General features: G+C 58.7%; 12 protein-coding genes. 4 read left to right on the forward strand and 8 right to left on the reverse strand.

Going from position 1 to position 15,080, the window contains the following annotated elements; all coding sequences use genetic code 11:
- Positions 1 to 98: 98 nt before the first annotated feature.
- The 4 genes from IC231_RS10190 (at position 99) to IC231_RS10205 (ending at position 4,288) form a co-directional block, all read left to right on the forward strand.
- Complete coding sequence (locus IC231_RS10190) at positions 99 to 857, forward strand: MbnP family protein (RefSeq protein WP_190784417.1); 759 nt, start codon at positions 99 to 101, stop codon at positions 855 to 857.
- 21 nt (positions 858 to 878) lie between these two features.
- Positions 879 to 1,937, forward strand: a complete 1,059-nt coding sequence (locus tag IC231_RS10195; RefSeq protein ID WP_190784418.1) for a cytochrome-c peroxidase — start codon at positions 879 to 881, stop codon at positions 1,935 to 1,937.
- Positions 1,938 to 2,006: 69 nt separating this feature from the next.
- Complete coding sequence (locus tag IC231_RS10200) at positions 2,007 to 3,005, forward strand: hypothetical protein (protein WP_190784419.1); 999 nt, start codon at positions 2,007 to 2,009, stop codon at positions 3,003 to 3,005.
- 119 nt (positions 3,006 to 3,124) lie between these two features.
- Positions 3,125 to 4,288, forward strand: a complete 1,164-nt coding sequence (locus tag IC231_RS10205; RefSeq protein WP_190784420.1) for a cytochrome-c peroxidase — start codon at positions 3,125 to 3,127, stop codon at positions 4,286 to 4,288.
- 269 nt (positions 4,289 to 4,557) lie between these two features.
- On the opposite strand, the gene ftsZ is transcribed toward IC231_RS10205, so the two are convergent.
- The 8 genes from ftsZ to mraY all read right to left on the reverse strand — a co-directional run bounded on the left by ftsZ (position 4,558) and on the right by mraY (position 14,973).
- Complete coding sequence (gene ftsZ, locus IC231_RS10210; RefSeq protein ID WP_190784421.1) at positions 4,558 to 6,054, reverse strand: cell division protein FtsZ; 1,497 nt, start codon at positions 6,052 to 6,054, stop codon at positions 4,558 to 4,560.
- A gap of 124 nt (positions 6,055 to 6,178) precedes the next feature.
- Positions 6,179 to 7,573, reverse strand: coding sequence for a cell division protein FtsA (gene ftsA, locus IC231_RS10215; protein WP_190784422.1), 1,395 nt, complete (start codon positions 7,571 to 7,573; stop codon positions 6,179 to 6,181).
- Positions 7,574 to 7,669: 96 nt separating this feature from the next.
- Positions 7,670 to 8,434, reverse strand: coding sequence for a cell division protein FtsQ/DivIB (locus IC231_RS10220; protein ID WP_190784423.1), 765 nt, complete (start codon positions 8,432 to 8,434; stop codon positions 7,670 to 7,672).
- Positions 8,418 to 9,854 carry a UDP-N-acetylmuramate--L-alanine ligase gene (gene murC / locus IC231_RS10225; protein WP_211538986.1) on the reverse strand — a complete coding sequence of 479 codons (1,437 nt, stop codon included), beginning with the start codon at positions 9,852 to 9,854 and terminating at the stop codon, positions 8,418 to 8,420. The genes IC231_RS10220 and murC overlap by 17 nt, the downstream gene beginning before the upstream one ends.
- Positions 9,855 to 9,908: 54 nt before the next feature.
- Positions 9,909 to 11,003, reverse strand: a complete 1,095-nt coding sequence (gene murG / locus IC231_RS10230; protein ID WP_190784424.1) for an undecaprenyldiphospho-muramoylpentapeptide beta-N-acetylglucosaminyltransferase — start codon at positions 11,001 to 11,003, stop codon at positions 9,909 to 9,911.
- Positions 11,004 to 11,103: 100 nt separating this feature from the next.
- Positions 11,104 to 12,297 carry an FtsW/RodA/SpoVE family cell cycle protein gene (locus tag IC231_RS10235; RefSeq protein WP_190784425.1) on the reverse strand — a complete coding sequence of 398 codons (1,194 nt, stop codon included), beginning with the start codon at positions 12,295 to 12,297 and terminating at the stop codon, positions 11,104 to 11,106.
- 59 nt (positions 12,298 to 12,356) lie between these two features.
- Positions 12,357 to 13,742 (reverse strand): UDP-N-acetylmuramoyl-L-alanine--D-glutamate ligase, encoded by a 1,386-nt coding sequence (gene murD, locus IC231_RS10240; protein ID WP_190784426.1) that lies wholly within the window; start codon positions 13,740 to 13,742, stop codon positions 12,357 to 12,359.
- Positions 13,743 to 13,752: 10 nt separating this feature from the next.
- A complete protein-coding gene (mraY, locus tag IC231_RS10245; protein ID WP_185887133.1) occupies positions 13,753 to 14,973 on the reverse strand; it encodes a phospho-N-acetylmuramoyl-pentapeptide-transferase in 1,221 nt (406 codons plus the stop codon).
- Between the last annotated feature and the right edge of the window lie 107 nt (positions 14,974 to 15,080).

A 15,080-nucleotide genomic window follows, 5' to 3' on the forward strand; every position in this document is an offset into this window, starting at 1 on the left:
CCCGGTTTCGGGCGTGGTATTTCCTGCTGTGCTTGCCACCCTGCTTCTTGAGGCCGGGCGCACAGCAGCATTGACTGCATTTCCTTCGCCTTCCCAAGATGAAAATCCTGAAATACGCCACCCTTTTTCTGGCTTTGTCCGCCTCCTTCTCCCTCACTTCCTGCAACGAAGACGAGGATGTACAGCAGGGCAGCGTGAGCCTGGAATTTGAGAACATGGCCGGCGCTGTGCCGGTACAGCTGGGCAGCACCACGTATAAAACGACTGCCGGCGACACTTTTTCGGTTTCTACGCTGCGCTACTACATTTCCAACATCAAGCTGAAGAAAGCCGACGGCAACGAATACGTGCAGCCCGAGAGCTATTACCTGCTTGATGAAGCGCTACCCGCGACCAAAACATTCACCATTCCCAACGTGCCTTCCGGCGACTATACCGGCCTCACCTTCACGATTGGGGTAGACAGCGCCCGCAACGTAGCAGGCGCCCAGACCGGCGCCCTGGCTCCTTCCGACATGTTCTGGAACTGGAACAGCGGCTACATCTACACGAAGCTGGAAGGACGCTACAGCCCTTCCAAAACGAATGGGCCGCTTGTGTTCCACATTGGCGGCTTCAAATCCCCGAACAACACCATCCGCACGGTGTCGCCGGCTATGACCAACAAGGTTATTCAGATTCGGGAAGGCCGGACGCCGCAGGTGCATCTGAAGGCCGATATCCTGAAGATGTTTACCGGCGTCAGCACTATTCGCTTCGCCACGGTCAATAATGTGATGGGCGGGCCGAATGCCGTGCTGGTAGCCAAAAACCAGGCGGCGGGCATGTTTACCGTCGACCATATCCACGGCAACTAGCGCCAGTTGCTCTTGGCTCCCATGAAAGGCCTGTGTCCCTTCGTCCGTGGCTGGCTGCTGCTGGCATTGCTGGTAGCCGGCGGCTGCCGGCCCGATGCCGACGTGCGCCCGAATGAGGAAGTGCCCGGCACCAGCATGCCGGGCAACTTCCCGGTGCCGGTATATGGCATCGACAAGAACCCGCCAACCCGCGCGGCCTTCGAGCTGGGGCGCACGCTCTTCTATGACCCGCGCCTGTCGCGCACCGGCGCTGTATCGTGCGGCAGCTGCCATCAGCAATTCGTAGCGTTTGCACACGCCGGCCACCAGTTCAGCCACGGCGTAGATAACCGGCTGGGTATGCGCAACGCCCCCGCACTGCAGAACCTGCGCTGGAAACCCAATTTCTTCTGGGATGGTGGCCCGAGCAACATCGAAACGATGCCTCTCGCTCCCATTACCAATCCGGTGGAAATGGACGAAACCCTCGACAATGTGGTGCGCAAGCTCAATGCGGACGACGACTACAAGCGGCGTTTTGCGGCTGTATTCGGCGGTTCGGGACCTATCGACTCTTATCAGTTTCTGCGGGCGCTGGCCCAGTTTACGGCCGCACTAACTTCTGCCGACTCGCGCTACGACCATTACGTCCGCCACGAAGCCGGCGGCACGCTCAGCCAATCGGAACTGCGGGGCCTGACGATACTGCGCCAGAAATGCGGCAGTTGCCACGCCGGGGAGCTATTCACGGATGAGTCGTTTCGCAATAACGGGCTGGACCGCAGCTTCCCGCTGGACTCGGGCCGGGCGCATATCACGCAACGGAGCATTGATGTGGGCCGGTTCAAAGTGCCCAGCCTGCGCAACGTGGCGCTTACCGGCCCTTACATGCACGATGGCCGTTTCCAGACTCTGACCGAAGTGCTGGACCACTACGACCACGGCATGGTAGAATCCGGGACGCTGGACCCGCAATTCCGGCAGCCGGGAGCCAGAACCGGCATTTCCATCACGACCCAGGACCGCCAGGACCTGCTGGCCTTTCTGACCACGCTCACCGATGAGGAATTTCTGCGCAACCCGGAGCTGTCTGAGCGTTAGTCGCCCCAAGAGGCTGCTCAGGCTCAGGCCTAACCCTTAAATCAGCGCCGCATGGCGGTGCTTTTTCCTATGCTTTCCAAACAACTCCTACTACTGGGGCTGGCCCTATTGCCGGCACAGGCTGGTTGGGCTTGCGACATCTGTGGCTGCTTTATGGGCATCACCCCCTACGATAATCAGAGCAGTTTTTCGCTGATGCACCGCTACCGGATTTTCAATGGCTACCAGTACCTGGGCCAGAACCCGCAGTTTTTTCCAGCCGGAGCGCGCCCCGTGGTGCCGCAGCCGCTGAACGGCACGGATGCCGGCTACACGCATGCCCACAAAGGCGACCCCACCGATTTTGAGGCGTTTCGGGTAGTGGAGCTGCGGGGCAAGTATTTCCTGTCCCAGCGCCTGGAGCTAAATGCTTTTGTGCCATTTGCCATGAATACCTCGCAGATCAATGGCCGGCAGATCAATTTGAGCGGGCTAGGCGACGTGACGGGTTTTGCCGGCTACCACCTCATCCGCAACATCGAAACCGCCGGCGTGCAGAACCGCCTGATTGTGGGAGGTGGCATGAAACTGCCCACGGGCAGCTTCATGCGCCAGAAAGCCGATGGCAGCCGCTACCCTACCCTCACTCAGCCGGGCACTGGCACCACCGACGGCTTTCTGTATGCCAACTACATCGGCAGCTACCACAACGTAGGACTCAGCCTAAACACGAGCTACCGCCGAGGCGCGGCCAACCGTTTCGGGGAAGGCCTAGCACCCGGATCAACGGCGTTTGCGAATCTGTTTTATCGGGTGGCGCTGGGCCAGGATTGGCAGGTTTACCCATCAGCACAGTTGTTTTATGAGAAAAACAAGGGCGAGCTTTTTGAAGGCCGCCTCACCGGAGAACATGCTGTGAACAACGCCCTGCTGGGACCGGGTCTGGATGTGTATTACAAAAATCTGTTGCTGAACACCAGCGTGCAGCTTCCCGTGTACACCGCCACCACCGACCACCCTGCCAGCGCCGGCCGGATAGTGGTGGCCGTGGGCTACAGTTTCAAGCAAACCAACTACCTGTTTAAGTAGCGCAGGAGCCGTCAGGCGGCCGGTAGCCCACTGAATATCAGTCAGTGAAACTGAACTGACTGTATTCCATGTTGCCACAGGAAATAGTATCTTGAGCCTTCTTCGCTTTGCTACACTATATGCTTTTAAGTAGTACTCGTTTGCGCTCCTACCTGCTATTGTCAGCGGCTTTGTTGCTTTCGGCGGCCGCGTGCCACAAAGAAGAGCCGCAGCCGGCCGACCCGAAACCAGACGCTCCTACGCCCTACACGCTGGTACTGCCCACTCAGCTGCCGCAGAATGTAATCCTGCCTGCCGACAACCCCTTGACCGTGGAAGGCATCGATCTGGGACGCAAGCTGTTCTATGAAACCCGGCTCTCCCGCAACAATACTATGTCGTGCGGGAGCTGCCACCAGCAAAGCAAAGCCTTTACGGACGGCCGCCAGCTAGCCGTTGGCGTAGATGGCATTGCTCATCAACGCAATTCTATGTCGCTGGTGAACCTGCTGTGGGAGCCGACCCTGAACTGGGACGGCGCGGCGACTACTCTCGAAACGCAGGCCCGCAAGCCCATCGAAAACCCGGTGGAGCTGCACCAGTCGCTGGCTACGGGCGTGAGCAAGCTGCAGCAGACACCGCTTTATCCGCCGCTGTTTGCCAAGGCATTCGGCTCCAGCACCATCACGGAGGCCAACGTGCTCAAGGCGCTGTCCCAATTCGAACGGACTCTTATTTCAGCCAATTCGCGCTACGAAAAGTCACTTCTGGGGCAAACACGCCTGAACGATGATGAGCGCGCCGGCAAGCTGCTCTTCTTCAATCATCCTGGTGAGGGTGGTAATTCCAGCGCCCGGGGTGGCTCCTGCGACCATTGCCATAACGGCAACAACTTCACTTTCACGAATGCCACCTTCGCTACGGCCGGAGGAACAGCCGAATTCGTCAACAATGGGCTGGACAGGACTTTCACCGACTTGGGGCGCTTCAACGTAACGGGTCGCAACAGCGACAAAGGCTTGTTTCGGGTACCTACGCTGCGCAATATTGCCCTGACGGCTCCCTACATGCACGATGGCCGCTTCCAGACCCTGGAAGAAGTAGTGGACCACTACAACGAGCACATCGAGCGGAACAGTCCCAATGTCAATCCTATTCTGCTGCTGTCTAATCCTGCGCCGGCTGGCAGCAACAGTACCACGCTGAACCTGACAGCCAACGAAAAGCGGCAGCTTGTGGCCTTCCTGAAAACGCTGACTGACTCCACCTTCATTCAGGACCCGCGTTTCTCCAACCCTTTTTAGCCGAAGGCAGTTGTTCCACCTGCTTCTCCCCTTCTCATGCAGCAGGTCGCTTTTCGTCTGATTTTAGCGCTGCTTGGCTTGCTCACAGCAGCCTGCTCTTCCTTCTCGTCTACCCGCCAGCTTAGCCCTGACCGCGAAACAGGTACTCCCCGCTACAATTCACCTTCGGATACGGCCACCCAACCAATACAGGAGCCACACTAGATTCATACTAAAAAGGCCATTGCAAAATTTGCAATGGCCTTTTTAGTATGAATCTACAATCTACGCTAGTCCACGTTGTCGTGCAGGAAACGGTTGTCACCCAGCAGTTCATTATCGTCGGAGAGGTTGAAGCGGCTGATGTTGCGCTCTGAGGAAGGCGTCACGTTCTCCAGTTTCACCTGCCGACGCAGATAGGCGGGCGTTTCCAGTTGGTCCTTGATGGCATCGTTGGTCAGACCATTGCTCAGCTCCTGGAGGCGGCGGCGGCGCTCTTCTGCGCGAGCATCGAGTGCCGGGCGGCCGGGCAGCGGCGCAGCGGGCTGCGCCGCATGGTACACCACCGGCTCGGGGGCAGGGGCAGAGGGCGCTGCGATAGGCGGTATCTGCCCCGTGTAAGGCGACGTTTCCAAGTCGAATTTTACCGGCTGTGGTTCGGGCATAGCCACGGGCTGCGGAGCGGGTACACTCGTAAAGGACGGTACTACCGGAGCCGTTGTAACGTCCAGCGGCTCCTTGTTAAAAACATTGAGCTGCGCCTCTGGCTGGGCAATTGGCGCCTCCTCTTCACGAGCCGGGATGGCCGTGATTGTATGCGCTTCACGCGCAAAACCGGTGGCAATCACCGTCACGCGGATGCTCTGGCCCAGCGTTGCATCAATGCCGTGGCCAAAAATAACCTCGGCGTTCTGGCCGGCTTTGTCCTGGATGCACTCGGTGATTTCCGTCAGCTCGTCCATTTCCAGTTCCGCCTGGTCGCCGGACATGATGCTGAGCAGGATGCGCTGCGCGCCATGAATGTCCGTGTTGTTGAGCAGCGGCGAGGCCAGGGCCTCTTCGGCAGCACGGCGGGCGCGGTTTTCGCCTTCCGTGATGCTGGAGCCCATTACGGCGGCCCCACTGTCCTTCATCACCGTTTTCACGTCTTCAAAGTCCACGTTCACGTCGGCCGTTACCGTAATGATTTCGGCAATAGACTTGGCGGCGGTGCTCAGCACGTTATCGGCTTTGGCGAAGGCGGAGCGGATAGGCAGGTTGCCGTAAATCTCGCGCAGCTTATCGTTAAGAATCACGAGTACGGTGTCGCAGTTTTCGCTCAGCTCCTTAATGCCGTGCTCCGCCTGCTGACGCTTTTTCTTGCCTTCGAACATAAACGGCGCCGTCACTATTCCCACCGTGAGGATGCCCAGCTCCTTGGCAACTTTGGCAATAACCGGTGCTGCACCAGTACCAGTACCACCGCCCATACCGGCCGTGATGAACACCATCTTGGTGCCATTGCTGAGCAGCTCCCGGATCTGTTCGCGGCTTTCAATGGCCGCCTGCTTGCCCCGTTCGGGGTTAGCTCCGGCGCCAAGGCCTTCGGTCAGGTCCAGTCCGATCTGCAGCCGGTTAGGCACCGTAGAAGACGCCAGTGCCTGCTTGTCGGTGTTGCAAATGACGAATTCCACGTCCTTGATGCCCTGGCTGAACATGTGGTTTACGGCGTTAGAGCCGCCCCCACCCACGCCAATCACCTTGATGATGGACTTGGACTGCGCCGGGATGTCGAATTTATAATTCATTGGTTGGGGTCTTGGGACTTGGGGACTGTGGGTCTTGGTTGCTGCTACAGGGTTTCCTGGCCACTAAAGTTCCGCCATGCAGAACTGTTGAACCAAGCTCCTGAGGCCCCAAGACTCCAATCAACTAGTACTGCTTATCATCAAAATCGTCGATCAGCAACCCTTTGGTACGGCTGATGATGTCGCTCAGGAATTTGCTGGCACCGGAAGGCTTTTTGGGTTCAGCCGGTTTCTGAGCCTCTGGTTTTGGAGCGGAGGCGGGTATATGCAACGGCGTGGGTATGGCAACCGGCTGCTGGTAAGCAACGGCTGGCTTCTGCTGCAGCTCCTCCTGCTGCTCGTAGTTGTTGCGGTTCAGGCGCTCATCCAATGAGCGGTAACCGGCCAGCACGAGGCCGACCGTAGTAGCATACATCGGCGACTTCACCGCCTCGATTTTGCTCTTACCAAGGTGCTCATTCGGGTAGCCGATGCGGGTGTCGAGGCCCGTAACGTACTCCGTGAGCTGCACCAGATTCTGGAGTTGTGCACCGCCGCCCGTCAGCACGATACCAGCCGCCAGCTTATCGGCGTGGCCCGTACGCTGAATCTCGGCGTACACCAGCTCAATAATCTCCTCCATCCGCGCCTCAATGATGTAGGCCAGATTCTTGAGAGAAATTTCTTTCGGGGCACGGTCGCGCAGGCCGGGAATGCTCACGATTTCGTAGTCGGAAGCTTCTTCGGCAATGGCTTTGCCGAATTTTACCTTCAACTGCTCTGCCTGGTTCTGCATCACCTGGCAGCCCTGTTTGATGTCAGATGTAACGATGTTGCCGCCGAAAGGCAGCACGGCCGCATGGCGGATAATGCCATCCTTGAAAATGGCCAGGTCGGTGGTACCGCCGCCAATATCAATCAGCGCAACGCCCGCTTCCTTCTCTTCATCCGACAGCACTGACATGCTGGACGCCAGCGGCTCCAGAATCAGGTTGTCGATTTCAAGGCCGGCTTTGTTGACGCACTTGTTGATGTTGTTGATGGCCGTGCTCTGCGCCGTAATGATGTGGAAATTACCTTCCAGCCGCACGCCCGACATGCCCACCGGATCCATAATGCCTTCTTCGTAATCCACCTTGTAGTCCTGGGGCATTACGTGGATGATCTGGGAGCCGGGCGGCGTCACGAGGCGGTACATGTCGCCGGTAAGGCGCTCCACGTCTTCCTGCGTGATTTCGCTGTCGGCGGATGCCCGCGTGATGCTGCCGTTGTGCTGCAGGCTCTTGATGTGCTGGCCGGCAATACCCACGTTTACCACGCCGATGTTGATGCCCGACTGCTCTTCTGCCTGCCGAATAGCCCGCTTAATGGCGTCGACAGTTTTATCGATATTCGATACAATGCCTCGCACCACACCTTCGGACACGGCTTTGCCCATGCCCAGAATTTCTAGCTTACCAAATTCGTTTTTGCGGCCCACAAGGGCGCAGATTTTGGTGGTTCCAATGTCGAGGCCGACTACAATCTTATCGTGTTGCATGGGGAGGTTGTCGGGTTAAGCTGGCGGGCAAGGGCAGTGTGAGGCGGTGTGTTAGGGGCAAAAATAGGCTTTTCAGGCCAATAGAGCGAGAAAATCTCACTCACAGATTATCTGATCTTTAAACTCAACGTTGACGCGGTGGTACGTATCCCAGCCTAGGGCCGGAGGTATTTGACGGTAAAATACCATCAGTTTCGCAAATTTCTCCGAAATATTCTCAGGAAAGCCAAATTCTACCTGCTGATCTCCTATTTGCTGCGTGAACGAAACCTTGCCGTTGGCCCCAATAAAGACCTCCGCCACCTGAGCCCGCCAAAAGGAATGCTCGTCGATGTAGCGCAGCAGCTCCAGATAGCGCAGGCCGGTAGAGTCCTGGAAAAAGGAAGCGGCCAGCGGCTGCCCACCGGGTCGCGACACCGGCACCACGCGCGCCGTGAACAGCGAGGACAGCGGCAGTTTGTGCCCATCGGCATCGAGGTAGCAGTCCTGGCGGGTGTCGGCGTGCACGAGGCGGGCAATGGGGCGGTTCTGGCGCACGTCGGCGTGCAGGTTGCCGGCCAGGTCGCGGTAGACCTGGGCATCCTTCACGAAACTGTGGGCTTTCAGGCGGGCTTCCAGCGCCGGCAGATTGAGTTCTTCGGGCGTGGTGCCTTCCAAGCGCTGTTCGCCGTTGCGGGTGAGCAGGCTGGTTACTTCTCGCTCGCTGATGAAGTAGTTGTTGAACTCGTTGCCGATGGTGACGATGACCTGCCCAACGGGCCGGCTAGCCTGCTTTACGCCGGCAAACACGGCCAGCCCACCCAGCAGCACGAGGCAACCGGTGGCAAACAGCACATTATTTACCTTACGCTTGAGTTCCATTCCACCGAAGATGTAAAATATTCTTTAAACGCGGTACCAGTTGGTCAATGTCGCCGGCGCCGACAGTGGCTAATACGTCGAAATCCGTTTGGGTTTCGGCATTAGCGAGTATTTCCTCCCGGCTCTGCAACGATTTTCGGGGGGCAGTTATTTGGGACAAAATCAATTCGGACGTTACGCCGGGCAGTGGCAGCTCCCGCGCCGGATAGATATCCATCAGCACCACCTCATCGGCAAGGCTCAGACTCTCAGCAAATCCGGGGGCAAAGTCGCGGGTGCGGGTGAACAGGTGCGGCTGGAAAACCACCCGCAGCCGACGACCCGGATACAGAGTTCGGAGGGAACGAAGGAAAGCCTCAATTTCGCGTGGATGGTGAGCATAATCATCCACATAAACTTTTTGCTCCGCTCCTGCTCCGGTAGTCAGAATAAACTCGAAGCGACGTTTCACCCCCCGATAAGCGGCTACGGCTGTTTGTAACTTTTCCGGGCCCACGCCCTCCAGCTGGGCCACACAGGCGGCGGCCAGCATGTTTTCCACGTTGTGGTAGCCGGGCACGGCCAGCGCGAGACCCGCTGTCGTGCCCTGTGGCCCATGCAGGTCGAACCGAAACTCATGGCCCTGCGCCTTGATGTTGTCGGCGTAAAGCTCCGGCCCCTGCTCAGGCGAGAGGCCATAGCGAACAACCCGCACGCCAGCGGGCACAGCGGCGGCTACGCTGGCGTCGGCGGTGTGATTGATGATGAGCGTGCCGCCAGGCTGAATCTGGCCCACAAACTGCCGGAACGACTCTACCAGCGCGTCTTTGTCGCCATAGATGTCGAGGTGGTCGGCGTCGGTGCTCGTGACAATGGCAATTTCGGGGTGCAGGGTCAGAAAGCTCCGGTCGTACTCATCAGCCTCCACCACAATGGGCACGTTGGCTTCGCCGGCCGGCGGCAAGAGCAGGTTGGAACCCAGGTTTACGGAGAGGCCACCCAAGAAAGCAGCGCAGGGCACGCCGGCGTGGTGCAGCAGGTGCGCCACCATGCTGCTGGTGGTGGTTTTGCCGTGCGTACCGGCCACGGCAATGGTGCGGTGCCCAGCCGTGAGCACGCCCAACACCTGGCTGCGCTTGCGGATGTCGTAGCCATTTTCGCGCAGCCACGCCCACTCCAGGTGGTTTTTGGGAATGGCAGGCGTCAGGACTACCAGCGTCTGGGCGCGGTGCTGGCGTACTGCGGCCGGAATGCTTTCTACGGCATCGTCAAAATGCACCGCAATGCCTTCCGCCACCAGCGCGTCGGTGAGGGGCGTGCGGGTTTTGTCGTAGCCCGACACCTGGTGGCCATTAGCCCGGAACCAGCGCGCCAGCGCCGACATACCAATGCCTCCGATACCGAGGAAGTAGACGTAAGGAAAGGCGGCGACTGGGTTCAACGGAATTGACAATTAAGAATTAACAAGTATGAATTGCTGGTACACCTCCGGCTTTCAGGGTGTTTTGCCAGCCAGCTTCAGCAGCTCATCTACAATGGTACTGGTAGCCTCCGGATGGGCAAGCTGACGAACATGGGCATTGAGCTGCTGCTGCCGGGCCGGGTTCCGGAGCAGAGCCAGGGCCTCATCGTAGAGGCGCGTGGCGGCTTCGGTATCCTTCACCAGCAGCGCGGCATCGTGCTTTACCAAGGCTAGGGCGTTCTTGGTCTGATGATCTTCGGCCACGTTGGGCGAGGGTACCAGAATGCTGGGCTTGCCCGTGAGACACAACTCCGACACCGACAGCGCCCCGGCGCGGCTAATGACCACGTCGGCGGCGGCGTAGGCCAGATCCATGCGCTGCACGAATTCCAGCGCGTACAGACCAGCTGCCCCAAAGGGTGCGGCCTGCTCCTGCGCCTGCGGATAGTAGAGCTTGCCGGTTTGCCAGAGCAGCTGCACCCCGGCCGCCTGCAGGCGTGGCAGGGCGGCGGCGGTGGCTTGGTTGAGCGTGCGGGCGCCGAGGCTGCCCCCAATCACCAGCAGCACGGGCCGGCTGGCATCAAGGCCGAAGAAGGCCAGTGCCGCGGCCCGGTCGCCCGTGGCTATTTCGGTACGCACGGGGTTGCCGGTGAGCACCAGCTTCTCCGCCGGAAAAAACCGGCTCATACCCTCATACGCCACGCAGATTTTGTCCACGCGGCGGGCCAGCAGCTTGTTCACGAGGCCGGCGTAGGAGTTCTGCTCCTGGATGAGCGCCGGAATACCGCGCGACGTGGCCGCCAGCAGCACCGGCGCCGACGCATAGCCGCCCACGCCCACCACGGCATCGGGCCGGAAGCTTTCCAGCAGCTTTCCGGCTTTACGCACGGCGCGCATCACTTTAATCGGGAACAGCAGATTCTGCGGAGTGAGGCGGCGCTGCAGCCCGCTGATGTCGAGGCCCACGATTTGGTAGCCCGCTTCGGGCACGCGTGTCATCTCCATGCGGCCGTTGGCGCCCACAAACAGGATTTCGGCATCGGGCTGGCGGCGGCGCAACTCGTTGGCAATTGCCACCGCCGGGAAAATGTGCCCGCCCGTACCGCCGCCGCTGATGATGAATTTCATTTGTTGGTTGTTGATTGTTGATGGCTGACTATTAGTTGTTGATTGATGGTTAGTTAAGCTTTCGATAGCGCATCAATCAACTATCAACAGATAGCCATCATTAGGCATACGCCGTTTTCTTGGGAATCCGGGCAGTATCGGCGGGTTCGCCCACCATGGGCCGGATTTCCCGTTCGCCCCGGCTTACGGCCAGAATAATACCCACGCTGATGCCGGTGAAAATGAGAGAGGTACCACCCATACTCAGCAGTGGCAGGGGCAGACCCGTAATCGGGCCCAGCCCTACGGCCACGCCCATGTTCACCATGGCCTGCAGCACCAGACTAAACGTAAGTCCGGCCGCCAGCAGCCCGCCAAAGGCCCCATGGCTGTTCACCACCGTCAGCAGCCCTCGATACAGGAAAGCCAGGTAGAGGAACAGCACCGTCACGCCGCCCACCATGCCGTATTCTTCGATGATGACGGCGTAGATGAAGTCGGAGTATGGGTGCGGCAGAATGTTGCGCTCGGTGCTGTTGCCGGGGCCTTTGCCCGTGAGGCCGCCCGTGGCAATAGCTATATAGGAGTGCTCCAGCTGAAACGGCACCGGCTTGCTCTTGTCGGTGAAGCTCTCGATACGTGACAGCACGGTTTTGTAGCGCTGACCCGAGGCCAGGCCCACGCCCCCAACTACTATCCCAATAGCCACCATCACGGCCATCTGCTTGAGCGGCACGCGCCCGATGAACATCAGCAGCAGGCAGGTAGCAAACAGCAGCAGCGCCGTGGAGGCGTTACTCATGATGATGATGCCACAAATCAATCCCACCCACAGCATTACCGGCAACAGCGTGGCTTTGAAGTCGTTGACGTGCTGCTGGCGGCGACTGAGCATGGAGGCCAGGTGCGAAATCAGAGCCAGCTTGGCTAAGTCGGAGGGCTGAAAGGTTTGGTTGATGACCGGAATGGTGAGCCAGCGCGAGGCATCGTTGAGGGTGGTGCCGCCCATGAAGAACGTGAACAGCAGCAGCGGCACCGACAGTAGCAGCGCGTATAGCGAGAGGCGCGAGTAGTAGCGGTAGTCGATGCGGTGGGCCAGCCACATCAGCGCCAGCCCCACGAAGATGAGGCTGGTGTGCTTGAACAGAATCATTTCGGTGGTGCCGGACCGGCCGCGCAGCTCGTTTTTGTAGGCCAGCGTGCCGGTAGCCGAATACACCACGGCCATGCTGATAAGCGAAAACAGAATCACGATGCCCCAGAGTACCGGGTCACCCTTCAGATTCTGCCGCAGCCAGTTTTTAATGATGTCCATAAGGCACGTATTTTCGCTTATTGGGCTGGTTTGCCGTCGTCTTTTGTCACTATGCTGCCTTATTCGCCGGATTCCTCGTTGGTTTCGTCGTCGGCAAATCGGGCCACCGCGGCAGCAAACTGCCGGCCGCGGTCCTCGTAGTTCCGGAACAGGTCGAAGCTGGCGCAGGCGGGTGAGAGCAGCACCACGTCGCCTTTCTCAGCCAGCTCGGCGGCGCGCCGTACGGCGGCTTCCACGCTTTGGGTTTCCTCCAGCAACGGCACTACGCCGCCAAAACTGGCTTTCAGCTTCTCATTATCCACACCAAGGCAAATGAGCGCCTTCACGCGCGACTTGGCCAGCGGTACCAGCGTAGAGTAGTCGTTGCCTTTGTCGGTGCCGCCCGCAATCCAGATGATGGGCTGCCGGATGCCGTCCAGCGCGTACCACGCGGCCTCCACGTTAGTCGCCTTAGAGTCGTTGATGAACCGGGCCCCGTTGATGGTGCCCACGGGCTGCAGGCGGTGGTCGGCGTTGCGGAAGGTGCCCAGCGAGGCTTCAATCTGCTCGGTGCTCAGGCCGGCTACCCGCGCGCAGAGCACGGCGGCCAGCATGTTCTGGCGGTTGTGCTGCCCGATGAGCGGTGAGGCGGTGATGCTTATTTCTTCCCCATCCAGACTCAAACCGGGGCTCAGATTGGAGCACAGCCGGTCTTCCTGCGTGTAGTAGGCCGCTAGGTGGTAGTCGGGGCGGCGGTGCAGGCTGAAGGGCAACTGGTTGACGGGCCGCAGCGCGGCTTGGAAGTAGCGCTGAATAGTATCGTCGTCGGCGTTGTAGATGAACCAGCCGGAACTGTCCTGATTGCGCATGATGCGCAGCTTGGCCAATGCATAGAGCTGCAGCGAGTAGCCGTATCGGTCCAGGTGGTCGGGCGTGATATTGAGCAGCACCGAAATCCAGGGCTGAAACTCGTAGGTGTCATCCAGCTGAAAGCTGCTCAGCTCCACCACGTAGTACTCAAACTTGTCCTCAATCACCTGCTCAGCCAGCGAGTAACCCACGTTGCCGGCAAGGCCTACGCTGTAGCTGGCTTCCTTCAGCAGGTGGTAGGTGAGCAGCGTGGTGGTAGTTTTGCCGTTGGTGCCCGTGATGCAGATGCACCTGGCTTTGGTGTAGCGGCCCGCCAGCTCAATTTCCGAAATGATGGGAATGTCCTGTTCGCGCAGTGCCTGGATTATAGGCGCTTTTTCCGGAATACCGGGACTTTTCACTACTTCGTCGGCGCGCAGCACTTCGGCTACGGTATGCGTACCTTCCTCAAACCGAATGCCCGCCTGCGTCAGCTTTTCCTTGTAAACATGCTGAATGGGGCTTTGGTCCGATACGAACACCGTATGGCCTTTAGCCTGCGCCAGTAGCGCGGCCCCTACCCCACTTTCTGCGGCTCCGAGGATGACGTAGTGCATAGTTTGAGTATTAGCGAAGTTTCAGAGTAACCAAGGTCAGGACGGCCAGCATGATGCCCACAATCCAGAAGCGCGACACGATTTTGGACTCGTGGTAGCCGAGCTTTTGGTAATGATGGTGCAGCGGCGACATGCGCAGCAGGCGGCGGCCTTCGCCGTATTTGCGGCGGGTGTATTTGAAGTAGCTCACCTGCACCATCACCGATAGGTTTTCAATCAGGAAAATCCCGCAGAGCACCGGAATCAACAGCTCTTTACGCACAATGATGGCCAGCACCGCAATAATGCCACCGATGGCCAACGAGCCAGTGTCGCCCATGAACACCTGAGCTGGGTAGCTATTGTACCACAGAAAGCCCACGCACGCTCCCACGAAGGCAGCACAGAAAATGACCAGTTCCCCGGAGTTCGGAATGAACATAATATCCAGGTAGTCAGCCAGCAAGGCATTGCCGCTCACGAAAGCAAAAATGGCCAGCGTGGTACCGATGATGGCCGAAGTGCCCGCTGCCAAGCCGTCGAGGCCGTCGGTAATGTTGGCACCGTTGCTCACCGCCGTGATGATGAGAATCACGATGGGAATGTAGAAGAAGGCGTAGTACTCGTTGAAAAAGTCGCCGGCCGTGGCAAACAGGTCGCCGTAGTTCAGCTCGTTGTTTTTGGCGAAGGGAATGGTCGTAATCATCAGCTTCACATCCTGGTAGATGGTGCTGGCATCCACCGCCGACGACTGCCCGTTAGCCAGCAGATACTGGCGCACGGTCACGTCGTTGGAGAAGAACAGCACCCAACCCACCGTGAGGCCCAAGCCCACCTGGCCCATAATCTTGAAGCGGCCGGCCAAGCCTTCCTTGTCCTTCTTTACTACCTTGATATAGTCGTCGACGAAGCCAATCAGGCCCAGCCACACGGTGCTCAGAATCATGAGCACGATGTAGATATTGTCGAGCTTGGCAAAGAGTAGTACCGGCACCAGAATGGCCAGCAGAATAATGAGGCCGCCCATAGTAGGCGTGCCCTTCTTCTCCATCTGGCCCTGCAAACCCAGGTCCCGGATGGTTTCGCCGATTTGCTGGCGTTGCAGAATCCGGATCAGAGGTGCGCCAAAAAACTGCGCGATAATAAGCGAGGTGACGATGGCCAGGGCCGCACGGAACGAGCTGTACTGCATCACGCCCGTGCCGGGTACGTGGTGCACTTTATACAAGTAATTGAAGAGATAGTACAGCATGGGCGCGGGTTCAGCAGATTGCGGTCAGAGTTTCGGCAAGCTGCAAAGGTTCGGGTTTTTCAGGGTTCGGCAAGCGTTGCGTTTGTGCAGATTTTGGTGTAGAACGG

The sequence above is a fragment of the Hymenobacter duratus genome, assembly GCF_014698995.1.
Taxonomy (GTDB): Bacteria; Bacteroidota; Bacteroidia; order Cytophagales; family Hymenobacteraceae; genus Hymenobacter; species Hymenobacter duratus.

Bases quoted from the DNA above. Each gene is read 5' to 3' on its own strand.
- IC231_RS10190 (WP_190784417.1), top strand. From the start codon at position 99: ATGAAAATCCTGAAATACGCCACCCTTTTTCTGGCTTTGTCCGCCTCC.
- IC231_RS10195 (WP_190784418.1), top strand. From the start codon at position 879: ATGAAAGGCCTGTGTCCCTTCGTCCGTGGCTGGCTGCTGCTGGCATTG.
- IC231_RS10200 (WP_190784419.1), top strand. From the start codon at position 2,007: ATGCTTTCCAAACAACTCCTACTACTGGGGCTGGCCCTATTGCCGGCA.
- IC231_RS10205 (WP_190784420.1), top strand. From the start codon at position 3,125: ATGCTTTTAAGTAGTACTCGTTTGCGCTCCTACCTGCTATTGTCAGCG.
- ftsZ (WP_190784421.1), bottom strand. From the start codon at position 6,054: ATGAATTATAAATTCGACATCCCGGCGCAGTCCAAGTCCATCATCAAG.
- ftsA (WP_190784422.1), bottom strand. From the start codon at position 7,573: ATGCAACACGATAAGATTGTAGTCGGCCTCGACATTGGAACCACCAAA.
- IC231_RS10220 (WP_190784423.1), bottom strand. From the start codon at position 8,434: ATGGAACTCAAGCGTAAGGTAAATAATGTGCTGTTTGCCACCGGTTGC.
- murG (WP_190784424.1), bottom strand. From the start codon at position 11,003: ATGAAATTCATCATCAGCGGCGGCGGTACGGGCGGGCACATTTTCCCG.
- IC231_RS10235 (WP_190784425.1), bottom strand. From the start codon at position 12,297: ATGGACATCATTAAAAACTGGCTGCGGCAGAATCTGAAGGGTGACCCG.
- murD (WP_190784426.1), bottom strand. From the start codon at position 13,742: ATGCACTACGTCATCCTCGGAGCCGCAGAAAGTGGGGTAGGGGCCGCG.
- mraY (WP_185887133.1), bottom strand. From the start codon at position 14,973: ATGCTGTACTATCTCTTCAATTACTTGTATAAAGTGCACCACGTACCC.